The organism is Bacillus sp. ES1-5 (assembly GCF_022487605.1).
Classification (GTDB): Bacteria; Bacillota; Bacilli; order Bacillales; family Bacillaceae_G; genus Bacillus_A; species Bacillus_A wiedmannii.
On sequence record NZ_JAKVPU010000001.1, the window covers coordinates 281109 to 304979 of the forward strand.

Annotated in this window: 23 protein-coding genes and 1 riboswitch; of the genes, 4 read left to right on the forward strand and 19 right to left on the reverse strand. The window is 32.0% G+C overall.

What is annotated here, in order from left to right:
• Positions 1–62: 62 nt before the first annotated feature.
• Positions 63–1331 carry a LytS/YhcK type 5TM receptor domain-containing protein gene (locus tag MKO96_RS01545; RefSeq protein WP_240586427.1) on the forward strand — a complete coding sequence of 423 codons (1269 nt, stop codon included), beginning with the start codon at positions 63–65 and terminating at the stop codon, positions 1329–1331.
• A 92-nt stretch (positions 1332–1423) separates the two neighbouring features.
• Here the strand turns inward: MKO96_RS01545 and MKO96_RS01550 are convergent, their stop codons facing one another.
• The 4 genes from MKO96_RS01550 to MKO96_RS01565 all read right to left on the reverse strand — a co-directional run bounded on the left by MKO96_RS01550 (position 1424) and on the right by MKO96_RS01565 (position 4719).
• Entirely contained in the window at positions 1424–1531 is a 108-nt protein-coding gene (locus MKO96_RS01550; RefSeq protein WP_000120182.1) for a YjcZ family sporulation protein, read from the reverse strand.
• Between the two features lie 135 nt (positions 1532–1666).
• Positions 1667–2467, reverse strand: a complete 801-nt coding sequence (locus MKO96_RS01555) for an energy-coupling factor transporter transmembrane component T family protein (protein WP_240586428.1) — start codon at positions 2465–2467, stop codon at positions 1667–1669.
• Positions 2460–4160, reverse strand: coding sequence for an ABC transporter ATP-binding protein (locus MKO96_RS01560; protein ID WP_240586429.1), 1701 nt, complete (start codon positions 4158–4160; stop codon positions 2460–2462). Before MKO96_RS01560 ends, MKO96_RS01555 begins: the two co-directional genes overlap by 8 nt.
• A gap of 10 nt (positions 4161–4170) precedes the next feature.
• Positions 4171–4719, reverse strand: a complete 549-nt coding sequence (locus MKO96_RS01565) for an ECF-type riboflavin transporter substrate-binding protein (protein WP_087980543.1) — start codon at positions 4717–4719, stop codon at positions 4171–4173.
• Between the two features lie 139 nt (positions 4720–4858).
• Positions 4859–4974: riboswitch (SAM riboswitch) on the reverse strand.
• A 153-nt stretch (positions 4975–5127) separates the two neighbouring features.
• On the opposite strand from MKO96_RS01565, the gene MKO96_RS01570 reads away from it, so the two are divergent.
• Entirely contained in the window at positions 5128–5808 is a 681-nt protein-coding gene (locus MKO96_RS01570; protein ID WP_087980542.1) for an aspartate/glutamate racemase family protein, read from the forward strand.
• 49 nt (positions 5809–5857) lie between these two features.
• On the opposite strand, the gene MKO96_RS01575 is transcribed toward MKO96_RS01570, so the two are convergent.
• The 6 genes from MKO96_RS01575 to MKO96_RS01600 form a co-directional block, all read right to left on the reverse strand.
• A complete protein-coding gene (locus MKO96_RS01575; RefSeq protein ID WP_240586430.1) occupies positions 5858–7036 on the reverse strand; it encodes a macrolide family glycosyltransferase in 1179 nt (392 codons plus the stop codon).
• Positions 7037–7374: 338 nt separating this feature from the next.
• The gene (locus MKO96_RS01580; protein WP_240586431.1) at positions 7375–9501 is read right to left on the reverse strand and encodes a peptidoglycan D,D-transpeptidase FtsI family protein; all 2127 of its coding nucleotides are present in this window, start codon (positions 9499–9501) and stop codon (positions 7375–7377) included.
• Positions 9502–9723: 222 nt separating this feature from the next.
• On the reverse strand, positions 9724–11511 hold the full coding sequence (locus MKO96_RS01585) for an ATP-binding protein (RefSeq protein WP_240586432.1): 1788 nt from the start codon (positions 11509–11511) through the stop codon (positions 9724–9726).
• 456 nt (positions 11512–11967) lie between these two features.
• Positions 11968–12819, reverse strand: coding sequence for a Cof-type HAD-IIB family hydrolase (locus MKO96_RS01590; RefSeq protein ID WP_240586433.1), 852 nt, complete (start codon positions 12817–12819; stop codon positions 11968–11970).
• 177 nt (positions 12820–12996) lie between these two features.
• On the reverse strand, positions 12997–13575 hold the full coding sequence (locus tag MKO96_RS01595; RefSeq protein ID WP_240586434.1) for a cysteine dioxygenase family protein: 579 nt from the start codon (positions 13573–13575) through the stop codon (positions 12997–12999).
• 113 nt (positions 13576–13688) lie between these two features.
• Positions 13689–14903: a cytochrome P450 gene (locus MKO96_RS01600; RefSeq protein WP_240586435.1), complete on the reverse strand. Its 1215-nt coding sequence runs from the start codon at positions 14901–14903 to the stop codon at positions 13689–13691.
• Between the two features lie 140 nt (positions 14904–15043).
• On the opposite strand from MKO96_RS01600, the gene MKO96_RS01605 reads away from it, so the two are divergent.
• Entirely contained in the window at positions 15044–15541 is a 498-nt protein-coding gene (locus MKO96_RS01605) for a PadR family transcriptional regulator (RefSeq protein WP_240586436.1), read from the forward strand.
• A 103-nt stretch (positions 15542–15644) separates the two neighbouring features.
• On the opposite strand, the gene MKO96_RS01610 is transcribed toward MKO96_RS01605, so the two are convergent.
• The 6 genes from MKO96_RS01610 to MKO96_RS01640 form a co-directional block, all read right to left on the reverse strand.
• Positions 15645–15800, reverse strand: coding sequence for a DUF1540 domain-containing protein (locus tag MKO96_RS01610; RefSeq protein WP_000046092.1), 156 nt, complete (start codon positions 15798–15800; stop codon positions 15645–15647).
• Between the two features lie 73 nt (positions 15801–15873).
• Positions 15874–16503, reverse strand: a complete 630-nt coding sequence (locus MKO96_RS01615; RefSeq protein ID WP_240586437.1) for a Vat family streptogramin A O-acetyltransferase — start codon at positions 16501–16503, stop codon at positions 15874–15876.
• The gene (locus tag MKO96_RS01620; protein ID WP_061675034.1) at positions 16493–17776 is read right to left on the reverse strand and encodes an MFS transporter; all 1284 of its coding nucleotides are present in this window, start codon (positions 17774–17776) and stop codon (positions 16493–16495) included. Before MKO96_RS01620 ends, MKO96_RS01615 begins: the two co-directional genes overlap by 11 nt.
• 268 nt (positions 17777–18044) lie before the next feature.
• On the reverse strand, positions 18045–19280 hold the full coding sequence (gene cypA, locus MKO96_RS01625) for a cytochrome P450 (protein WP_240586438.1): 1236 nt from the start codon (positions 19278–19280) through the stop codon (positions 18045–18047).
• A 158-nt stretch (positions 19281–19438) separates the two neighbouring features.
• Positions 19439–19843, reverse strand: coding sequence for a hypothetical protein (locus MKO96_RS01630; protein WP_240586439.1), 405 nt, complete (start codon positions 19841–19843; stop codon positions 19439–19441).
• 608 nt (positions 19844–20451) lie between these two features.
• Positions 20452–21453 (reverse strand): DUF1835 domain-containing protein, encoded by a 1002-nt coding sequence (locus MKO96_RS01640; RefSeq protein ID WP_240586440.1) that lies wholly within the window; start codon positions 21451–21453, stop codon positions 20452–20454.
• 180 nt (positions 21454–21633) lie between these two features.
• Between MKO96_RS01640 and MKO96_RS01645 the strand changes: the two genes are divergently transcribed.
• Positions 21634–21846: a hypothetical protein gene (locus MKO96_RS01645; protein ID WP_087980533.1), complete on the forward strand. Its 213-nt coding sequence runs from the start codon at positions 21634–21636 to the stop codon at positions 21844–21846.
• 250 nt (positions 21847–22096) lie between these two features.
• Here MKO96_RS01645 and MKO96_RS01650 read toward each other — a convergent pair whose 3' ends face one another.
• From MKO96_RS01650 to MKO96_RS01660, 3 genes are all read right to left on the reverse strand, one after another.
• On the reverse strand, positions 22097–22300 hold the full coding sequence (locus tag MKO96_RS01650; protein ID WP_000878362.1) for a hypothetical protein: 204 nt from the start codon (positions 22298–22300) through the stop codon (positions 22097–22099).
• Positions 22301–22439: 139 nt separating this feature from the next.
• Positions 22440–22856, reverse strand: a complete 417-nt coding sequence (locus tag MKO96_RS01655) for a DUF3995 domain-containing protein (RefSeq protein WP_240586441.1) — start codon at positions 22854–22856, stop codon at positions 22440–22442.
• Positions 22857–22985: 129 nt separating this feature from the next.
• Positions 22986–23759 (reverse strand): DUF3959 family protein, encoded by a 774-nt coding sequence (locus tag MKO96_RS01660; protein WP_240586442.1) that lies wholly within the window; start codon positions 23757–23759, stop codon positions 22986–22988.
• Positions 23760–23871: the final 112 nt, after the last annotated feature.

Consider the following 23871-nt stretch of genomic DNA (forward strand, 5'->3'; position numbering starts at 1 on the left):
TTTCTACTATAATCATGTATAATATATTTGAAATGGAAATTCAAAATTACGAGGCAAATACTATGAACTTTGTTTATATTAATCAAAACGTATTAAATAATCTTCTTTACATTCTAATTAGTATATTTATTTTCTATTTTATATATGATAGCGGGCACTATTTAAAGAAATATAAAAAACTACTTATTATACTTTGTACGAGTATACCTCTTATTTTATGTATGCGCTATCCTATTTATATGGATGAAAATTGTATTCATGATTTAAGACAAATACCAGTTATAATAGGTACGCTTTATGGTGGCTTCCCTGTTGGTATCATATTGTTTGCTATTTTATTAATTACAAGATTTTTATTTTATGGATTTAGTATGTTAACCATACTAGTTTATGGCACAATGTTTATCATTACAGCATTCGCATCCGCAAAATTTAATAAGTATAATAGAAAAAATAAAGTAGCTTATGCAATGTTTTTAACATTTTTTCTAGCAATATTTACAACTGTAATTGTATTAACTTTATCAGATTTTGAAGTGAATAATTTATACATTATTTATTTCATCATATTACCAACTATTTTGATGTTATTTGTCATTTATTTTAATGAAGTTTTAAAAGATGCAGTATGTATGCGATCGAAGTTAATTAAAATGGAAAAAATGGAGATTGTTAGTCAACTCGCTGCTAGTATATCTCACGAAGTAAGAAATCCCTTAACTGTCGTAAAAGGATTTACTCAACTTTTAAAAACACCCAATTTAACTCCAGAATCAAGAGATGAGTATATTGAACATATACTTGAAGAGTTACATCGTGCCCAAGGAATTATTGATGATTATTTAACGTTTGCCAAACCTGCTTCAGAAAAATTAGATCATATTTCAGTAGAACAAGAGTTAAATCGAGTTATAAATATGATCTTACCATTATGCAATATGAATACAATACATATTGCAAAAGATTTCTCTACCGCAACAATTGTCGGTAATAAACAGCACTTTCAACAATGTTTTTTAAATTTAGTAAAAAATGGTATTGAAGCAATGCCTAATGGCGGTACTTTACATATCTCCTCATCTATTAGTAATAATAAAGTTATCATACGAATTGAGGATAGCGGAATTGGTATGTCACAAGAGCAAATAAATCGCTTCGGCGAACCATATTTTAGTACAAAAACGAAGGGTACAGGTTTAGGTACAATGGTTGCTGTTAAGATCATTGAAACGATGCAAGGTAGTTTAAAGATCCGAAGCATTGTTAATAAAGGTACAACTTTGACAATTACATTCCCGAAATGTAATTATAACTCATCTGAAAACAAATAAAAAAGGAGCATAATTGCTCCTTTTTTATTTGTTTCGATACATAAGTATCTTCTATGTTTTTTAAGTTTACATTTGTGGAGACTAATTAGAAATTAGTACCCTCCGCCCCAGCAGCTGCATCCAACGATAATTAATAAAATAAATAACACAACTAATAAAGCGAAACCTCCACCAAAACCACAAGAACCACCGTAACTCATATTTTCTCCTCCTTTTGGTTTGAAAACTAATAGGTAGTTGATCATTTTAACTGGTTCGTATTATACATTATGTAAATATCCCTTTTTTGAGCATGTCTACATAAAAATAAGTAAAAGCACTCATTTGAGAGTGCTTTAAAATGGATACCAAAAGTCTTGAAATACATGTAACTTTAAATACACTGCAACAATTAAAATAAAAACACCTACAAATAAAGCAATGAAATCCCCGCTTTTCGCTTTATTTGTATAAAACCAAGTTCGTGTATTTTTCTTTCCAAATCCTCTTAAATCCATTGCATTTGAAACTGTATCGATTCTATCTAGTGAATGAATAATTAAAGGCCAGAAAATTAAGACACGGTTTTTCATACGAATCCATAAACTTGCTTCTCCTTTTTCAAAAGCTACTCCTCTCGCCTCTTGCGCATGTTTAATAACTTTATATTCGGACTGAATATCAGGTATATAACGTAATGCAATATTTATTGCATATGTAATCTTATAATGAATTCGAAATTTACTTAAGCTACTCACAAATTCGCTTGGATCAGTCGTATATATAAAAATAAGTGTAAAAGGTAATAACGTAAAATATTTTAATGAAAGTGTAGCTGCATAAAATAATGTTTCATATGTAATGGTTGCATATCCGATATGTAAAAACGAAGTATATGATGCGGTTAATTCAGATCCATGAGTTGGTGTAATAAATAAAATCATTACAGAATTTAATACACTAAATGTAAATATAACAGTAAAAACAATGCAAATTTTACGAAATGGAATTTTTGCAACAAGAAGTCCGATACAGCCAATCATAAATACAATAAGCAATATACGAAAATCAAAAAACAAAAAAGTAAGTGTCATACAAAAAATAAATAACAACACTTTCACTGCTCCATCCATACGATGAAAGTATGTACTATACATGCTCCTCCCTCCTAGTAACCTCAAAATAAAGTTCTATAAACCTTTCAGGGTATGCAATCCCACTAAATTTAACTAACTTGAATAATGAACTTTCCCTAAGTTTCGCTCTTTGTAACGTTTCTGAATGTCCTAATACGATAGACGAGGTATTATTCGCAATAATTTTCCCTTCATGTAAAACGATTGCTCTGTCTGCATATTCTAATGCGAGATTCATATCGTGTGTGATAAAAATAAAAGATATTCCCTTTGCAGCTAGTTTTTTAATAAACGACATAAACTGTTTATAATGATAATAATCTTGTCCCGCTGTCGGTTCATCTAAAATGATAAGTTTCGGATTTGTTGTTAGTACAGATGCAATCGTTACTCTCTTTTTTTGTCCATAACTTAATGCCTGAATTGGCCAATTACGAAATGGATACAAACCACAAATTTTTAATGTTTCTTCCGCTCTAAGCCTAATTTCTTCATTTGAAACCTTTTTTAATTTTAATGAAAATGAAACCTCTTCTATAACAGTAGGCTGCGTAATCATATGATTTGGATTTTGCATCACATAACATATAATCTCTCCACGTTTACGAATAGACCAAGAATTGATATTTACTCCATTAAATAAAATCCTATCATTTTTTGTTTTGTTTATGCCTATAAGACTATGAGCTAATGTTGATTTTCCAGCTCCATTATGACCCAAAAGTGCTACAATTTCCCCTTCTTTTATTGAGAAATTTATATTCTCTAATACTTTTTGTTTATTAGGATAGGAGAACGATAAATTTTCTACTTTCAATAATTCTTTGTTTGTAGGATTCCTTTTACAAAAGACTTGCTTTTCCACCCACTCATTTATTGCGCTACTAACACTTTCTCTTTGAAGATTTTCAAGTGGATATATTCCGGCATTATTACTATCAAAAGGTAATCTCTTTAATCCTTCTATGTACATAGGTTCTCTTAAGCCGATAGATGGCAATATATTTGACGTTAAAATCTCTTCCGGAGTGCCTATCGCAACAATTTCCCCTTCATCCATTAAAATGATTTTATCTAAATCCAGATTTAACATTTCTTCTATTCGATGTTCAATAATTACAATTGTTTTATTATATTGTTTATGTATATCTTTAATAAGTTCTATTGTATGTAAGCTACTTACAGGATCTAAATTCGCTAAAGGTTCATCAAATAATAATATATTGGCATTCGTTGTTAACAACCCTGCTAGAGAAACAGTTTGTTTTTGACCTCCTGATAATTCATGTGGACTTTGTTTATGAAAAGCATGCATCTTTACCTTTTTTAATGAGTCTGAAACAATTTTTTTCATTTCATTTTGATTTACACATTCATTTTCTAAATAAAAAGCTACATCTTCTTCTACTGTAAGACCAATAAATTGAGCATCTTGATCTTGCAAAATTGTTCCTACCTGTTTACTCTGTTCAAAAACACTCCCTTTCCTCGGGTCTTTTCCGGCAATTAAAATATTACCAGTACTAATCCCCCCATAAGAAAAGGGGATTAGCCCATTGATACAATGAGCTAACGTTGACTTCCCTGAACCACTACGTCCAGCGATTAACACTTTTTCCCCAGGATATATATGAAACGTAATGTCTTTTACAGTAGTCTGCGCCGCATGCTCATATTGAAAGCTGAATTGTTCAAAAGAAATAATTGGTTGCATGTTAACATCCCTACTTTTCAATTTTTAAATGTGTATGTTTCTTATTAGATTTAGCTAGACCTATTGTAATTGGCAATCCAAGAACTAGAAATACAATAACATCCGCAATTGTTGCTCCTAATACTTGTATAATAATTTTGTCAAACGGTTCTCCCATCACAATAATATCGAATGCGCCAGCAAATATAATAGCAATGACAATACCAATTAACCCAGTAATGGCTAAATAAGAAATATCCCGCTTATTATACGTCCCGTTTTTCACACTAAAGCTAACTCTTTTTTGAATGAGTCCCATTGCAAATCCGATAATGCCTGAACTAATAACCCAGCCCCACCAAATACCCCAACCAGCGATTGTATCTGTTACGGTATGACCGATAAGTCCTATTAAAAGTCCTGCCACTGGACCGAATAACGCTCCAAAAACGGTTAAAATAGCTAATGCAGGTTTAATAAATGTATTTGGTGCAATAGAAAATCCCCAAAGTCCTAATATCCCGTATAATGCTGCTCCAATTCCGATTGCTACTACTAACTTTGTTGATAATTTGTTCATTACAATTCCCCTCTCGTATTAGTCAACTTTTATTACTCTATATTTATTTTGAAAATGAATTATGCATTGACACTCCCTTTCTATACAACAAAAAATGACCTCTTACATAAGAGGTCATTTTCTTTCACGTTCAAGAATCCTCTTATCTTCCAAAAAACACATCGTGTCCTCTGCGGAATTAGCACCTTCCTATAAATTTATATAGGGGTTGCTGAGGTTTCATAGGGCCGTTCCCTCCACCTCTCTGGATAAGTATTAATTTGTAATTCGTATTATGGCACTAATAAGTGTAAATTTCAACACTTTTCTAATTATTTTTATTTTTTGTTCAACGGTACATTTAAATCATTGTATTCTTATCGGAATTATGAAATAATGAATTCAAAATAGTTACGGGAGGAATGTACGATGAAAGTAATCGGTTTAATTGGTGGACTAAGTTGGGAATCTACATCGTTATACTATAAACATATTAATACACTTACACTCTCTCAATATGATCAAAATGCAAAGCTTGTTTTATATAGCATGGACTTTGGTGAAGTAACTACTTTATTACAAAATCATCAATACGAAGAAGTGAAAAACGAACTAGTCACAGTTGCAAAAAAGGTTGAAAAATCCGGAGCTGATTGTTTATTAATGTGTTCCAATACGGTCCATTTATTTGCTGAGGAAGTAGAAAATGCAATATCTATTCCACTTCTTCACATTGGTGATGTAAGTGCTAAAAAAATGGTAGAACAGAATATAAAGCGTATCGGACTATTAGGTACGAAACAAACGATGGAACAAGACTTCTATAAATCACGTCTAGCGAATTTTAATATTGAGACAATCATCCCAAATGAAGAGGAGAGAAATTTTATTCATCATGTTATTTTAAATGAATTAAGTAAAGGAATTATTTCAGAAACATCAAAAGAAAAACTATTACAAATTACAAATTCATTAATTCAAAACGGCGCAGAAGGTATACTACTAGGCTGCACTGAAATACCTTTGCTTATTTCTCAAAACGACCTTACTGTACCTGTTTTTGATACCGCTTTTTTACATGCAAATACTGCTGTGCAATTTGCAGGATAATAATATAAAAGCATAAAGGTTAATCCTCTATGCTTTTATATTGTCCATACTATTTATTTAGAAGAGATTTTATAACTTCAATTGCTTCTTTAGTACCACCACATTCTATAAAACTATCATTCAGTTTTCGTATACCATGTTTATACTTTTCATTTGAAAGAACCTCTGTTACCGCTTCATTTAAAGTTTGCACATTAACATGTTCTTTCAATAATCGATGTGCTGCTTCAAGTTCAGTTAATCTTTGTGCTATCATTGGCTGGTCTTTATCGTGTGGAATTATAACAAATGGGACATTAAAATAAATGGCATCGTGTACGCTATTCATACCACCATGTGTAATGAAAACATCTGCTTCACTTAATATTTCTGATTGGGGTACGTATGAAGCAATTATAAAATTGTCTGGCGCTTTCTTAATTTTTGAACGATCATTTCTATCACCAATTGCCATTACAACTATTCCATCAAAATCTGAGAAAGTATCAATGCAAGTATTAAAGAATGGTTCGATTCCTTCAAGTAGTGTCCCCATTGAAATATAAATAACTTTCTTACCTTTAAGTAATTCAAGTGGAAACTCTACATTTGTTTTACGATTTGAATTACTCGGCCCAATAAAAATGTTATTTTCTCCGAACGAATCGCTATTAGGTTGAAAATATCGACTTGTGTACACGAGTGAAATATCTCCCTTATTATGCATAAATTGAAGATTATTTTTGGGCTTTACTCCAAATTCATGTTCCATTTGACGTAGTAACTTTTCAGAAATTTCATCAGGCTGGAATTGTATTTCTGCATTTGGATGAAAAGGTAAAGTCTCCAAAAATTCTGGAGGAATTAAAAATATAGGAGAAGAAAGTACGCCTGGAATTTGTAAATACTCCTTTACTAACTCTCCAGCACCAAATATATCGTAAATTACGAAATCAAAATTGATGCTCTCACATAATTGTTTCGTAATTTCTAATATATATAAAGAAGTTTGAACATGTACATGAAAGAAAGAATTCCGCCCATATGAGGTTTCAGTATCAATAGAAATCTCCTTTAATAAATCTGGATGAGTATATACAGTTGCTCCCAAATCTTCAATTCTGCTTTTAAAGTGTTCTGTTGTAATATAATGTACGTGATCACCCCGTTCAGTAAAAGCTTTGACTAAACGTAATGTAGGATTTACATGTCCCTCTGCTGGAAAATTAACCACTAAAATATTTAGCACTTATTTCTCACTCCTTACATTTCAATACTCTTATTAATCATACTGTAATTATTACCGTCAATCTTCCCTTAATAGTCCTAATATACTTACTACTTTAGATTGATAAATAATTGTCAGTTAATAAATTAAAAAAGGCATCTACATAAGTAGATGCCTAACCGTGATAAGGAGTGTTCTGTGAGGTTAGAATAAGCTTTTCAGCTTGTCCTATGCTATCAATATATGATTTATTTTATAAAGTGTGCATAGTTGATAGAATGATTTTATCCTTCTCTATCATCCATTTTGAATCTATTCCTAAATAAGACGACTCTAGTTTCTATAACATTTCATATGTTTTAACCTTCTTGAGAGCTATCTATTTTTGTAGTTTCTCCAGTCAATCGCTTATTTTTTAATTCAAAATAAGCATCTAAAACTTCTTTTCCAATATCAGAGTTAATACCAGATTTATCATTAATAACCCACGGCACAACTACAGAGAATGCTACTTCAGGATTATCATACGGCGCATATCCTGCTAACGTTAAATTATAACATTCTCTTCGCTCACCTTTTTCATTTCTTCCAATATCACTTTCTCCACCGTATACTGTCTGTGCTGTCCCTGTTTTACCTGCTGGCTTATAAGATGCTTTTTGGAACGCCCTTACTCCTGTTCCATCACCTTCTTGGAATACCCTTCTAAATCCTTCTTTTACTTGATTTATATATTCCGCTTTCATATCTATCTTATTTAAAACGATTGGTTCTACTGCATGCACCACTTTACCAATCTCATCTTTTTGCGACGTTTGCTCTCTTACCTCTTGAACAATTTGTGGCTTCATTCGATATCCACCGTTTGCGATTGTTGAAATATACTGTACAAGCTGAAGTGGCGTATAGGTGTCATACTGGCCAATTGAGTAGTCTAGTAAGAAACCAGGTTGATTATCTTTTTTACCAATTTGTCCAGCTGTTTCATTCGGTAAATCAATACCCGTTGGAACACCTAATCCAAATTGCCTGAAATAATACCTCATTTTATCAAAGTACTCCTGTTTAATATTTAATGAACTATTTTTCACATAATCTACACCTGCAATTTTTAATGCTGTATGAAACATATAAACGTTTGAAGAGACTTGTAACGCTCTTAAATCATCAATATTTCCAAACTCTTTCCAAGACTTTTTTTCCTTAGTTCCTTTAAACTTCATAGGTGCATCATAAAAATAAGTACCTGGTGTTATAGCTTTCGTTTCAAATCCAGTTAAAACTGTCGCACCTTTAACTGTTGATCCAAGCTCATAAGAACTAGTCAATGTGCCTAATGCATAGTCTTCAACTTCTGTTTTTCCGTCTTTTTCTACAAGTCTTTTCCCAGCCATGGATAATACTTGTCCGTTTTTCGGATTCATCATCACAACGAAAGCACGGTCCAACATGGATTCTGACCCTTTATATGCCTTTAATATTTTTTCAATACTTTCTTCTACTTTCTTCTGTAATTCCATATCTATTGTTAAAGTTAAATTCTTACCGCTCTTTCCCTCAGAAACGGTTTCCGTTCTAATTGTATTACCTTGTTTATCTGCAACGCTTCTTACTTCTTTTTTTGTACCATGAAGTACATCTTCATATTGCTGCTCGATATAACTTTTTCCAATCCTATCATTTCGGCTATAATCACGTACCAAGTAGTAATCTAATCGTTCACTTGGTAATCCTTCATCGGAATTAGAAACATTTCCAAGAACAGATCGGAATAATCCATCATTTACATACACTCTCTCCCAATCAACCGATACGTCTACACCTGGGAGATTCGCTAAACCTTCACTAATTATAGTAAATTCCTTTTCACTAACATCTTTTTTAATAATTTGAGGAGCCATTTGATAACCAGAAGTCATCTTACTTTTAATAGCTAACACTTTTATATCTTTCTCCGTTAATTCCTGAAGATTTTTATTTGTAACCCGTTTTCTTTTTAACTCTTCTATTTTTTTATCTAGCTTCTTGCCGCTAATATCCTTTTCTCTAAATGTATCTATTTCTTTTTTCGATACTAGATTTTCAGCCAGTTTCGGATTTAATTGCATCCAAAAATCTTTCTTATCTGTCTCAGTTAACTTAGCTATATCTTCTTGCGGCATTTCAATTATGTCTACTAGTTGTCTTGCGGTTTTTAATATATCTTCTGATTTTACACCTTTCATCTTTGTGTACGTGATCGTACGCAAAGATGTATTATCAACAACTGGATTCCCTTCTCGATCAAATATTTTCCCACGTGGGACAGATAGGCTCACAGTTGCATTTTCTCTCTTTTTTACTTCATTTTTATAAGTCTCTCCATCGAAAATTTGCACTTTACCTAACTGTATAATCATTGCAGAAAATAATAAAAATACACAAAGAAATAAAATATTTAACCGCGTCGGTATTGCTCTATCACTTTTTTTCTCTTGCTTTTTCACTTTGTCTTAATCTCCTCCTTACAAAATTCCTAATAATAATTGAATCTATGTATTAAAAGTAATGCACATTTTCTATACAGTACTTTGCACAAATATTAATATACTGATAAAAACTTAATAGAAATTAAAACAAAGGTTAAGAAAAGGTAAAGTTTACTAAATTAAATATAAAAATCCCCAATAACCGAAAGCTTAACTTTTGGTTATTGAGGATTTAGTAATTTAAGAGTTAATAATTGGACGTATTGATTCGAATCTATCATCATAATTTGATAGAGATTTTTCACTCTGCGCTTTCGGCAAGTAAATCGTTACTGTTGTCCCGACTCCAACTTCACTCATAATACTTATATTCCCTTGATGACTTTCAATGATTTTATAACTTAGCATTAATCCGATACCGGTACCTTTTTCTTTCGTACTATAAAAAGGCTCACCTAATCTCTTAATTCTATCTTCAGGTATTCCTATTCCTTCATCAATTACCTGAATAATGACACCTTCATCGTTTATCTCTTTAATATGAATTGTAATTTTCCCGCCATCTGGCATAGCTTCGATTGAATTTTGCAAAATATTAATAAACACTTGTTTCAATTGATTTTCTGAGCATTCAATGCTTATGTCTTTTGTTTCCGCATATAGTTCCACTTGAATATTCGTCATAATTGCTTTTGTATTCATTAACGATACGACATTATTATAAATTTGATAAATATTTTTTTGTTCTGTATTTATCTCATCTGTTTTAGCAATTGATAAAAACTCTTGAAGAATCGCTTCTATTCTTTCAATTTCAGAAAGCATTAAATCAAAATATTTTTCTTGATCTTCTTTATTAATTTGAAATAGCTGTATAAACCCTTTAATGACAGTTAATGGGTTCCTCACTTCATGAGCCACACCAGCTGCTAATTGACCAATTGCTGCAAGTGTATCTGATTTATTTAGCAATTCTTCTGTCTTTTTCCGTTCTGTAATATCGCGTACAATGATCATAATTTTATCATGTAATAATGGTAAGCATCTAGCTTCAAAGAAATCGATACTCCCATTAATTGTAAGTGGGTATTCAACAATTACATTCGTTCCTTTTTCCTTCACTTGATGAATTGCTTCCTGAAACTGCTGTGCTACTGGAGATGGTAATACTTCGAAAAACTTTTTCCCCATAAAAGCTTGTGCCGGTACGTAAAATTTCGAAGGGGATCCTGCTTTATAATCTATAATTGTGCCATCATCTTCTGTTAAGAAACATAAATCTGGTAAAGCCTTAAAAATTAATTCCAATTCAGACGTTTGTTGTTTTAACTGCTCTTCTATCGCTTTTAAATGTGTAATATCTACTCCGACAGCCCAGTAGCTATATCCTGTTACAGGAAACTGTTCTGATATATTGGACCACATGATTGTTTTGATTTCACCATTTTTACATGTTAAGTGCATTTCCCAATCCCTGAAATTTTTTCCACAAGTTAAAAATTTCGTTTGTATTTGGTGACGATAATTATGATCTGGGTACAATAATTGAAGGGCATTTGGATTTCCTATTATTTCTTCAGCGGTATAACCTGTTACAATTTCACACTCCCGATTCCACAAAACAAAATCTCCATTATAATCAAGCGCATCAACCATAACAGGCATGTTTTGTAAAATCGTATGTAGTTCCTCCTCTTTTCGAGAAAGTAACGTTTTATTTTTACTTTGAAATACTTTTGTCGCCCCATCTATAATTAGATTTGAAAGCATTTCAAAGTATTTTTGACAATTGAAAATGTCACTTTTATTTGACCATACTACAAAAGATCCTAAATGTTGATTGTATAAAAAAATGGGGATTTCAATTTTGGGAAGTTTACATATTTTCATCTCATTTATTCCAAAAGAAAATATACATTCTTTTTCAGCATCAAGAAGTTGATGTGATATGTTGGTTAATTTATAAAACTGTTCTGCCATGGTTTCTATTGTACTCACATCAATAAGTTCCATTAGCCGCGCATTCATTCCTTTTTCACCTCAATATGTAAAATTAATACAAATTCAAAATTTATACTTCTCCATTATACGAAGAATGTGCCTTTAGGTATATAGCTGCAGAATAATTATTCGAACAAATTTTATTTTTCAATTAAAAAAAAGAAGAATTTACGTATAAAATGAAACTTTAATCATTCTGTATTCCATCAAACACCTATTTTAATTTGACAAACAACCGATAACGCGCCCTCATGCATAGATTTAACTATGACAATAGCATTATTCATATCGCTTGTGGTAGTATAAAAATACAAAAAATATAAAGTTCATAAAATTTTCACAATTAATATGAAAAATATAAACATTTATTCCAATATATTCTATATAATATAAAGTAATAAGGCTTCTATGAATCACATAGAATACCTTACCCCTAATAAAAAGAAAAAAAGAATCTATTTGGATTCTTTTTTTCTTTTTATATTACATTACATATTTATATAAAGCATGTGCAACACCGTGTTCTTCATTTGATAAGGTTTCGTATTGACACATCGCTTTAATTTCTTCCACAGCATTCCCCATTGCAATTGATATGTTCGCTTTTTCCATCATGGAAACATCGTTTAGCCCATCACCAATCGCTACAGTATTTTCGACTGGAATATTCAGGTGTTCTGCTAAAGTATATAATCCATTTCCTTTTTGAGCATCTCGATGATTAATCTCTAAATTATGCCAATAGGAAGATGTAATTGCTAAATCAGTATTATGCAGAAACGTTTCTTTTAATTTTTTTAATTTTTCTATGTCATAAGAAAATGGTAAAAGTTTATGCACATGTATATCTGTTTCTACAATCGGTTTACAACTTTCTGCACTATGAAACGCTGTATGCTCAAGGTATAAAGCTGCGATAGTTTCTAATTCTTTCAAGTCGAAATTTTCTTTTGAATTCTTCACATACTCGATTTCATTACGTACACTCTCTACTCCATAATCCGGTACATACACACCTTTATTAGTATAAAGCTGATAATATAAGTTATTCTCTTCAAGATATTTTACAATCTCAAGTGCTTGCATATTTTGAATTGGATATCTCTTCATCATTTTTTTATCTTTATATATAAGTGCACCATTTTCTGCAATAATTGGACATTCTAAATTAACTTCTAACAATAATCGTTCAATGTCGACGATAGAACGTCCTGTACAAATTGCTACAACATGGCCCGCTTCCTGACATTTTCGAATTGCTTCTGCATTCTCTTTACTAATCATTTTATTTCCCGAAAGAAGAGTTCCATCTAAATCAATTGCGATTAATTTCATTATTTCTTCACCACTTTCTATAAATACACGAGTTCATTATAAACAATAGGTATCGTTTTCATACTGATCTCGTGAAGTACTCCTTATTTATAATTTATGAAAAGCGTTTCAGGTCAAGAAATAATTAATAATAAAATCAAAAACTTTTCTTTTTAAAGAAAAGTTTTTGATTTTAAACTATGAACTATAACTAATATATTTCGTCTCACACATGTACACATTCTTTTCTTCAGTTGGGACATATATTTTAAACTTTTCTAAACGTTTTCCGTAAATATGAATAGTGACAACGCTTTCATTTTCACCTATTTCTAGAATATGACAATCAGCTGGTGGAATGACTTTATCTGTTTCGCCTTCTCCCAAATAAAGATTTCCTGTATGTGTTAAATAAGAAAGTGAATTTCCAAGTTGCTTCGTTTGAACAAAGTTCTGCACCATTATCCTTCCTGAAAAAACGCCTTCTACTCCCCATGTGCCATCATGATCATGCAATGGTGTAGATTGTCCATCTTTCCATACGAGAGCTAATACTTCAAAACGTTTTAACGGATCTTCATACAGTAAGTGTCGTGCATATTGAGCCGAATTCGCCTTCTGTTTATCTAACGGAAGCCATGTTTTCTTTTCTAAAAGTTCTTCTAGTAATGTTTCAATTTTACACACGATTTCTTCTTCTAATAAATCACCGTCTATTAAATCAGTTACAGCTTTAATAAATGTTTGAAACGTTTTACTCCCATTGCACGTTAACATAAGCATCCTCCTCTACTCTTTTTTCACACACCTCCATACTAAATAGCCCGCTAAAAATTTACAATTGAGAAATTAAAAACAAGGTACAGTAATTTTGTACCTTGCTGAACGTTTTACCTAGTTTTCAAAAGAATAGGTAAATATTTTAATGTTTGTTCATTTTCCAATATACATTTTTCTAAATTGAACGATGGAGATAACTCTATTTTTTCAAAGACATTTATAAAGGTAGTTAATGCAATTTCAGCTTCTAAACGTGCAAGTGGTGCCCCTAAGCAAAAGTGAGGACCTTTACCAAAGGTTAAATGCTTTTCATTTCCTATTCTGTGTAAATTAAACTCAGAAGCTTGTAAGAATTTTTTCTCATCTACATTTGCTGCACTTACCCATGCAACAATCATTTGATCCTTTTTCATAAAAGGTCCAAATATATTTGTGTCCTCTGTAATCCTCCTAGCTAATGTAACGGGAAAGCGATAGCGTAATACTTCCTCAATCGCTTTTGAAATTAATGTAGGTTCTTTTCTTAACTCTTCATATATTCCAGGTGAATCCACTAAAAAGCAATAAAAGCTATTAATAATTAAATTTGTAGTTGTTTCATTACCTGCCGCTAATAAGCCTAAAGAAAAAGTAACTATTTCTTCATCGGTTAATCTTTCACCTTCATATTCAGCTCGTATTAAATCTGAAATAATATCGTCGGTTAAATGATATCTTTTCTCTTGAACAATTGGAAGCAGGTACGTTTTAAATTCATTTAACGCAATTCCTTTTTCTACATCCAAATCGTTAAATTTTTCTTTACTATATGGCATAAATAAAATATCAGACCATTCTTTAATCTTTTTACGATCCGTTGTTGGCACTCCTAATAAATCGGATATGACGGTAACAGGTAAAGGTGCAGCAAACTCTTCAACGATATTAACCTCACTATATTTTCCGATATTTTGTACAAGTTCATTTGCGATAGACTGTATTCGAGGTTTCCATTGTTCTATACTTCTTGGAGTAAATGCTTTAGAAACGATAGAACGTACATTGCGATGTTCTGGTGGATCAGTAGAGTTTATATTTATTCTCGTTTCTAAAGGTGGGATTGCGAATTGTCTTCGTTCCCTTCTACTTGAAAATAAGCGATAATCCGATAAAACTCGATTTACATCATCGTATAAAAAAACATTCCATACATCCTGCTCCTCATCATAATGAACTGGATGATTGTCCCTCATAAATTGATACCACTCATACGGATTCCACAATTCTTCTTTTGTTTTCAGCTTTGAAATTTCATGAACTAAAATCACATTTTCAGGCGAAGCCATAGTTCTTTCCTCCCTTTTCTTTTACAATAAAAGTGATAGGTCGGTAGTTCAAAGTTGTATAATCTAACATATGTTATTTTAACATATGCTAAAGGGGATTTTTCATTGGAGAACTTGAGAAATATATAAGGGGGATTTTTATGTACGTTGACATTTTATTACTAGCAGAATTAACGACTGGACCAAAACATGGATATGAAATAAAGAAAAATGTTCAAAATCGGTTAGGTGAGAATTTCGAATTAAATCATAATACACTGTATCCCGCTCTTCGGCGCTTCGAAAATATGGGTGCTATAACGAAAAAAATACATAAACAAGTCGGAAAGCCAAACCGAAATATGTACGACATAACTGAAACAGGAGAAGAAATTTTTTATGAAATGTTAAGAGAGTTTCCCGAAAAGATTGCGACAAATAACGCTGAATTCCTTGTGCGTATCGCGCTATTTGAAAAACTTGATTACGAAGCTAGAAAAGAAATTTTAACAATACGCCAAGACGTACTACATAAACAGCTTACTGCTATTCAATCTTTACATGTTAGCTCATCTTTTATTACAGAAGTCATTGCATTTAGTAAATCGCGTATTGAACATGAATTGCTCTGGATTACATCACTTATGAAGAAAATATGAAAAAATAAAAAGAAAAGTTAAAAACAATGAATGAAAATGAGATTTATTATCAATACTATAATTAATAAAAGGGCAACCACGATTTGGCTACCCTTCAAAAATTTTATATTTCTGGATCAAAAGTTTTGCAATCTGTTTCTTCCGTAGTAGATGCATGTTTCCCTTTATTACTTACTACATAAATTGCATCTGCACTACATTTATTGCCGTTAGCCCAAAATTTACAGTTGTTTACTTCACATAAAACGTCTTGTGCCATAGTATCACACCTCCTTGTTCTAATATCATTAACAAAATTCGGAGGTATGATACTCTTTGTTATGCATTTTTTATTACCTTTTTAGCTTTCTTAATGGTTCAATGTCTCCTTGAACAATAGCATCTATATTTTCTGTTATTTTTTCAATGTCAAAATGCCACCATTGAATTTGCAATAATTCTTCTACTATTGTATTTGTAAATCGTTCCTTTATTTTATTTGCAGGGTTTCCGCCAACAATTGTATATGGTACGACGTCTCTAGTCACAACAGATTTAGCTGCAATGATTGCACCATCTCCTATTTTTATTCCGGGCATAATCGTTGTATCCATACCAATCCAAACGTCATTTCCTATAACTGTATCACCTTTGTAAGGTAAATCAGACAAATTAGGTGTATACTTCTCCCACCCATTTCCAAATATATTAAATGGATATGCCGAAAATCCATCCATCCGATGATTCGCTCCGTTCATAATAAAGGTAACTCCATTTGCAATACAACAAAACTTTCCAAGTATAAGGCGATCTCCAAGAAATTCATAATGATGTAATACACGATCTTCAAATGTTTCTCCATCTTTCGCATCATAATATGAATAGTCTCCAATGAGTATATTAGCTTTTGTTATTGTATTTTTTATAAATTGGACATTTTGATTTCCTTCAATAGGGTACTTAACATTTGGATTAGGATTCATTTTGTACAACACTTCCTTTATCACTTATTTCATTTTCTATTGCTATTACTGGCTTCAAATTGTATATCGGTAAAATAAATAATAATCCAATTATAAATAGTAAAGCTGTGCCCTCATACATCGTACTTAATGAAAACATTTCTTTTAACGAACCAGCAATACTCATTGTTACTACCATTGAACCAGTAAATAATGGACTTAAAATGCCATTTACACGACCGATAAAATCAGTATCACTATTTTGAATAATGAGCGTATTAATCCCTATTTGGATACACGGAAGAGCTAACCCACTAAAAAGTTGTGCTGTGAGTGTTACCCATAAATTCGTCGAATAACCTATAATACCAATGCCGATCGCCTGACCGAGCATCCCTACAATTAACATCTTTTGCGGAGCTACGTTTTTCGCAAATACCATCGCTAAAGCTCCGCCAACAATCATACCCGCGCCATTTACTGTTAGTAACCATTGCAAACTCTCTTTTGATAACCCTAACTGCTCAGTTACAATAAATATACCAAGTGGCTGAATTAAACCGATACCGAGTCCTGCTGCCATAAAACAAAGGCCAAGCAAAGTTAATGCTTTTTTCTTTTTCACATATTTAATCCCATCCAGCATCTCCTGTAATAGCGTGATTTCTTTCTTCTCATTATCATTCTCAAGATCTTTCGGTAGAAATAACAACACAGCTGCAGCAAGTAAAAAAGCGATACCTGTTATGATGATTGAAATATAAATTCCAAAACTATGAAAGATAAATGTTCCAAGAATCGGTCCTAATACCATAAAAATCGCAAATATTGTTTGATATATTGACATCGCTAATTGGATTTGTTCTGTTGATAAATGCTGTTTAAACAATTTCATACCTGATGGTTGAGAAAACTGCGAAAGGATTGCAGAAATAAGTGTGACAAAAAACACGATTTTCCATGTTCCAAACATAAGTGTAATTAATACAACGAATACTGATATGGAACTTAACGTTTCACACCATATCATCGTCTTCTTTGGCTTCCACCTATCAGCAAACGTTCCACCAATAAAAGAAAAGATGAAAATTGGAGCAAACTCCGCAACTGAAATCATCGAAATAGCAAAAGCATCACCTTTCGTCATTTCCATTACATACAGTAATACCGCGAAGTTTCGAACCCATATTCCAATTTGTAAAAATAATGCTGATGCAAGAATTCCTTGCACAAACCGATTTTTTAATACTTGTGATACCCCATTGTTTTGTTTCGTTACTACATTTGTCGACATAAAAAAAGCCCCCTATTTCATGTTCTGAACAGGAGGCAGCACAAATCATATAAAAAGACTATATATTCGCAAAGCGAAATACATCCCTTTTCTATAAATGCACAGACTAATCCTATTCAGAAGAATATTTCGTTTTTTAACGAAGATCTCTTACAAATAGAATTAGTTGATCATTGGGATGTTTTCACCCTTCCGTTTCGAATTTAAATAACACATACATACTCTATGTAAATCAATTTCGATGTATGCATGTCTCCTTTTAACTATTCTAGAAATTTAAAGGCAATTCCTCTAAAGAACGCATTAAATAATTACCCTGCCATTTCATTTCTTCACGATTCCCTTTTATTTGTAGTTCAGGCATTCGCTTAAACAAAGTAGTAATAGCAATCTTTGCTTCTAACTTAGCAAGTGGAGCGCCTAAACAGAAATGGCTACCATGGCCAAAGGCAATATGACGATTATTCTCCCGAGTAATATCGAATACTTCTGGGTTTTCAAATACTGCTTCATCACGGTTGGCGGAAGCTAATGCAATGACAACCATATCTCCTTTTTGAATTGTTTGGTCATGGATTTGAAAAGGTTCAGCTGCCCATCTTGAAGTTGTAACCTCAACTGGAGAATAATATCGTAACCCTTCCTCAATAGCTGCATCAATTAATTTGGGATTTTCTTTTAATAACTGTAATTGATTCGGATTTTCAAGAAGCGCTAATACCGTATTTGTAATTAAATTTACCGTTGTTTCGTGTCCCGCCACAATTAGTAACATTATCATTGAATATAGTTCCCTAGCGCTAAGTTTATGTCCTTCACTTTCTGCAAGTATTAAAGCACTCACCAAGTCCTCTTTTGGTTCTTTTCTCTTAACATCAACTAAATATTGGAGATATGTAATAAACTCAGATAGTTGCTTTTCGGTTTCTTTTATTTCTTCTGGCGTTTCTGGGTAAGCAATGACAGCATGAGACCAAATTCTAAATTTCGCTTGATCTGCTTTTGGAATGCCGAGCATTTCACTTATTACAATAATCGGTAAAGGGAACGAGTAATCATCAACAAGATTTAATGAACTTTTTCGTTCGACTTCATTTAACAAATCATCTGCAATATCCTCTATTCTTCCTTCCAATTGCGTGATCATCTTCGGTGTAAAGGCTTTTTGTACGAGTGATCGTAAACGATTATGGTTAGGTGGATCTGAATTTAACATGTGCGTCGTTAAATAATCACTATTGTCAACAGTAAGAAAGACATTCAATGTATCTTGAGAAAATACATTGGCCGGATCTTTTTTTAAGCGATTATCTTTTAATAGTGGCAAAGCATCTTCATATCTTGTAATAAGCCACTCTGCACCTAATTCTGTTTTATTCACAAATAAGATAGGTTGCATTTTTCGCGATTCTTTATAAATTTCATACGCATCTTCTTTAAACTGAGCAGATGCTAAATTAATACCATCCTCTATTCTTAGCCCAACTTTATTTTTCATTGACATCGTATTCCCTCACTCTCATTTGTTTTTGAAAACCAACCAACATATGCATTATACTCTAATGAAAACGTGAAAATTGTAAATTTTTAATCTAAATCTCACTTCGTATATTGAAAAATAAAAAGTGAGAGAGTAAAATCCTTCTACTCTCTCACTTTTATTTACGCAAAGCACATGAAATTACTAATTTGCTGATAGCGATAACTTACTTTACGACGGCGACCACCTTGCCAAGTGTAACCTGAAACCCCATTTCTCCTCACTTCAGTCGGAAAGAACCATAAGTCTCTTCCGAAAGGTCCTGGACGATGTAAACGTAAATACCCCCACCTTCCTAGACAGTTACACATCCATGATTTCATATTCCCTGCTTGTGCTGGAGAAGCAAATGTAGATGGTAACGACGGCGCTTGTGACGGTGGTGGTGACGGTGGAGCATCTTCCGCATCATCTGGTCTATAATCTTCTTGTTCCATGTCTCTCACTTCATTTACAGATTCATACCCGTAGTTTTGTGGATTATAATACATCCCTTGATCATATGGATAATTTTGCTGGTTATACATATTAACAAATCACCTACTTTTCATTCAGTACCTTTAACATTCATATGTGATATGCCCCCTATAGGAAGCTTATGTATAGCCTAAATTCATAAAAATGTTGCAAACTACAAATAGAAGAGATCAAAAATAAATCTCTCCTATTTGCCACTATGCAAAGCACATATAATTACTAATTTGTTTATATTGGTAAGTTACCTTAAAACGATGACCATCTTGCCAAGTATATCCTGATACATCAAACCGCCTAACTTCTGTTGGAAAAAACCATAAATCTCTTCCAAAAGTACCAGGTATATTTAACCTTAAATAGCCCCATCTTCCTAAACAATTACACATCCGTGATCTCATTTGGGTTGTTGGTATAGGCGTAGTAAATGTAGAAGGTAAACTGGGAGGGGTAGATGGAGGTAGTAACTTTGGAGCATCATCTGATTGACATGAACAGAACTGATTGTTCAATGAACTATTCCTCCTAATTATTAGTAAACTCTATATAATATATGAACTTTCTTTTTATATGAAACTTACATAAAGGAAAAACTTCTCTTTTATTCCCCAAAAAAATCCCCTTCTAATTCTTTAATAGAAGGGGATTTTTTGTTTAATTGCTATTTCAACTTCACACTATAAAAGCGCATTTCTTCTAGTGAACCTATAAATTCAAATACTTCTTGTTTAATTAATTCCTTTAAGCGATATTCTAAAAATGTATCGCCTACTAACTGCTCTACAAGACCAAGTGCTTCACCAATTACTCTCGGCGCTTTTAGAAATTCTTGATCAGCACCTACACTTTTCGCACATCCAATTATAAATTGATCAAAATAATCTTCTTGTACCGAACGCACTTCATTCTCTTTCCAAATTCTTAGAAACTCCATACTATTCGATAATTTATCCCACTCATACACAAACTGCATTCGCTTTTCTTCCGTTACATACGGAAATTCCGCGAAACTTTTTTGCAATAGAGCTAAACTTTCAGGCGATAATTCTCCAGTTCCACGAATAGCATACTCTTTTTTTAATATTTCTTTACTTGCTTCAGACGTATTAATAACGCGAATATTTTTCTTATCTTTTAATTGCGCCATTACAAAACATAGGCCTACATGTTCATGTGCGTTATTGGCTTTCCAAATTGTAATAGGTGTTTCAATAGGAATAGTGTGTAGTTCTTCCATAGTTTCTAAAAACCTTGGTAAATACTCTTCTTCAAAATAATTATCATAAGCAGTTAAATTGTTTACTAACCATTTCTGTCTTGCAAGTTGTCCCTCATTCATATGTAACTTGTTTATCGGCCCAATTGAAAAGAATTCAGAAAAAGCGACAACCCTCTCTTCCAATTGTTCTTCTTGACTAAGCATATATTTTAAACATCCAGCTGTTGAATCATCAAACGCAATATGTACGTGTGTGCTTTCTTTTACATTTCTTATATATGATGTATTACTCGTTAGTTGCTTAGGAATATCCACCAAATTTTTAATTGCATCTTCACTATAGTTTTCTTCTAATAAATTCAACTGAATAAGAATACTTTGAAGTAAATGTTTTGCTTCATCTTCATACATATCCTCTACAACATTTTTGATTTTATCTATCATACAAATCCCTCTATTCATTTCATAAATAACGTATATTATAGTGTATCATTTTAGTATCATTCTTTTAAAGTTTTTTTAAAGTAAAAGCATTTATTATTCAGATTGCTTAATAACCTTTTGTAAATCTTTTTATTTAAATGTATAATTATATAGAAAATAAAAAATATAGGAGCTATGTTTATGGGGAAAGTATTTACTAATTATAAACATTATCTAAAAAATTGGAGATTTATATTTATTTGTATATTACCTACGATCGCCTTTTTATATACTTTCGATGTCATCTTTGAATTACTAGTTCATCAAGATTTCTATTTATCTAACTTAATTTTTGCTATTATACTATTTTTAATATTTATTAACATCAAAGATATGTTTAAAATTGAAAGTTAAAGAACAGGATAAAAAAAGAGCACCCTGCAATTGGATGCTCTCATGTGATAGAGGTTTTTTCTGAGTATTAAGTAGGAAACGAAGGTCTTGCCCTACAATATAATATATGCTTGTACTTATTTTATTGTGCATCTTTTACACATCAAATGTATACGTATTGCTAAAAATTCTGCTCATATATTCATTGTATACAATTATCATATTTATAAATAAAAAAACATCCCTATGGATGTTTTTTATGTACCGATTTTTAAGCTTCCATAAACTTAGCCGGTACACCAATTTTTTCAACTACAGAAGATATATTAGTAGGATTAATCATTACATTTTCGATACTAACTAATTTATTTTCTAATAGTCCATTCTCTGTAGTAATAAGTTCTTCAAACCGATCTAAAGTCATCGAGAATTTGTGTTCACTTCCGCCATTCATACAGACTTTTACATACTTCATAGTGTCACCGCCTTTCATAATAATCTATATTTCGATAAGAAGACGCTTACATCCTTTTTATTTACTACTAGATTTCTCACTTTTAAGCCTTGCTAATTCACGTTTATTTATTTTAGAAAAAGCAGCTACTATTTTATGTTCACGTTATAATTGCTAGTAAGAACGATAAAGATAAAAATGCACAAAGTGGTATATATAAAACAGTATCCATTTTAGCAAAACGCGTATCTTTTTTTCGCTTAAAGATGCCAAAATAATGAAACTCACCAATTACTCTTATAAAAAAAACAATCATACAAATCCAGGAGCCCAATTGAACAATAGTATTAGGAACTTCGAAATGAACAACATTTGTTTGTTGTAATAAAATCATCGCCGCCATACTTAATAATAAGGCAATGAACATTGTCATTCCTACACCTGGTATAAACGCCTTTTCTCCAGATTTTGTTGGAATGACACTATTTGTCGCCCACTTACCTCCGAAAGCCCAGTAAACATGTAAAAAGCTAACTAAAAATAATATACAGACAGAAATATATGTAATAATAAGCATTTTGTCCTCCCATTATTTTATTTAAGTCCTTAACTTTAAGGGTATGCTATAAATTCCTAATTAGCAATCTATATATAATTACATAAAAAACCCTTCAATGATAAATCATTAAAGGGTTACTCAAATATCTTATGCATTATACCTATTTCTACGACGTTCCATCCTCGTTTGTCCTTGAGCAGTACCTTCTTTATATGGATCTATTTTCTCTGTCATTTCATATGTTGCAGCTTGAGCTGGTTCTTCGTAATTATGCTCACGTATTTTTTCTGGCGTATTTCGTTTTGATACTTTTCCACCAAACTTAAATAATTTGAGCTTTAATTTCGGTAATCTAGGAAGTGGAATCTTAAATGATAATTTTTTGCGCTTCTTTTTTTGTTGAAATAGATTTATATTTTCTTTATTATCATTTTTCTCTCTGCGGTGAATTAACATCGCAAGTAATCCACCTAATATTAGTCCTCCAACTAACAGTAGAAGATATAAGTACTGACTTTTCATTAAACTCGTCATACGTTCAAGTATAACTAACGACTGTACTTCTTTTATATCCCAAAGTAAAGCGGCCCATAATGAGACTAAACCAAAAGTAAGTCCATATGTACGAAAACGGAATAGACACGGAATTAAAGCGACACATGCGGCAATTTTCGCGTTCGCTATTATTGAACTTATTGAAATATCTTGATGCCAAATGACTAACAGTAGTGTAATAAATGGCGCATACGCTATCCAGCTACAAATACGTGAATATATTTTTTTCGCAAAATAACTACCGAAACTAGTAAAGAATAAAAGGCCCCCAATATATAAAGATTGTTCAAGTGGGATTTGCTTCATAATTCCTGCAACTGGAAAGAGGCCGCTTAATAGCATTAATAACACATCTAATTTCTTCACAATTCCTCATTCCTTTCAAATTTCTTTTGAATCAATTCATATTGCTTTTCCATATGATGTAGATTTTGTATTTCTAAAAAACATCTTAATCCTGTATGTAAATAAAGTAAAT

What these genes read in the sequence shown, in the direction of transcription:
- MKO96_RS01545 (WP_240586427.1), top strand. Translation starts at nt 63, where the DNA reads ATGAACTTTGTTTATATTAATCAAAACGTATTAAATAATCTTCTTTAC.
- MKO96_RS01550 (WP_000120182.1), bottom strand. Translation starts at nt 1,531, where the DNA reads ATGAGTTACGGTGGTTCTTGTGGTTTTGGTGGAGGTTTCGCTTTATTA.
- MKO96_RS01555 (WP_240586428.1), bottom strand. Translation starts at nt 2,467, where the DNA reads ATGTATAGTACATACTTTCATCGTATGGATGGAGCAGTGAAAGTGTTG.
- MKO96_RS01560 (WP_240586429.1), bottom strand. Translation starts at nt 4,160, where the DNA reads ATGCAACCAATTATTTCTTTTGAACAATTCAGCTTTCAATATGAGCAT.
- MKO96_RS01565 (WP_087980543.1), bottom strand. Translation starts at nt 4,719, where the DNA reads ATGAACAAATTATCAACAAAGTTAGTAGTAGCAATCGGAATTGGAGCA.
- MKO96_RS01570 (WP_087980542.1), top strand. Translation starts at nt 5,128, where the DNA reads ATGAAAGTAATCGGTTTAATTGGTGGACTAAGTTGGGAATCTACATCG.
- MKO96_RS01585 (WP_240586432.1), bottom strand. Translation starts at nt 11,511, where the DNA reads ATGAATGCGCGGCTAATGGAACTTATTGATGTGAGTACAATAGAAACC.
- MKO96_RS01590 (WP_240586433.1), bottom strand. Translation starts at nt 12,819, where the DNA reads ATGAAATTAATCGCAATTGATTTAGATGGAACTCTTCTTTCGGGAAAT.
- MKO96_RS01595 (WP_240586434.1), bottom strand. Translation starts at nt 13,575, where the DNA reads ATGTTAACGTGCAATGGGAGTAAAACGTTTCAAACATTTATTAAAGCT.
- MKO96_RS01600 (WP_240586435.1), bottom strand. Translation starts at nt 14,903, where the DNA reads ATGGCTTCGCCTGAAAATGTGATTTTAGTTCATGAAATTTCAAAGCTG.
- MKO96_RS01605 (WP_240586436.1), top strand. Translation starts at nt 15,044, where the DNA reads ATGTACGTTGACATTTTATTACTAGCAGAATTAACGACTGGACCAAAA.
- MKO96_RS01610 (WP_000046092.1), bottom strand. Translation starts at nt 15,800, where the DNA reads ATGGCACAAGACGTTTTATGTGAAGTAAACAACTGTAAATTTTGGGCT.
- MKO96_RS01615 (WP_240586437.1), bottom strand. Translation starts at nt 16,503, where the DNA reads ATGAATCCTAATCCAAATGTTAAGTACCCTATTGAAGGAAATCAAAAT.
- MKO96_RS01620 (WP_061675034.1), bottom strand. Translation starts at nt 17,776, where the DNA reads ATGTCGACAAATGTAGTAACGAAACAAAACAATGGGGTATCACAAGTA.
- cypA (WP_240586438.1), bottom strand. Translation starts at nt 19,280, where the DNA reads ATGTCAATGAAAAATAAAGTTGGGCTAAGAATAGAGGATGGTATTAAT.
- MKO96_RS01630 (WP_240586439.1), bottom strand. Translation starts at nt 19,843, where the DNA reads ATGTATAACCAGCAAAATTATCCATATGATCAAGGGATGTATTATAAT.
- MKO96_RS01640 (WP_240586440.1), bottom strand. Translation starts at nt 21,453, where the DNA reads ATGATAGATAAAATCAAAAATGTTGTAGAGGATATGTATGAAGATGAA.
- MKO96_RS01645 (WP_087980533.1), top strand. Translation starts at nt 21,634, where the DNA reads ATGGGGAAAGTATTTACTAATTATAAACATTATCTAAAAAATTGGAGA.
- MKO96_RS01650 (WP_000878362.1), bottom strand. Translation starts at nt 22,300, where the DNA reads ATGAAGTATGTAAAAGTCTGTATGAATGGCGGAAGTGAACACAAATTC.
- MKO96_RS01655 (WP_240586441.1), bottom strand. Translation starts at nt 22,856, where the DNA reads ATGCTTATTATTACATATATTTCTGTCTGTATATTATTTTTAGTTAGC.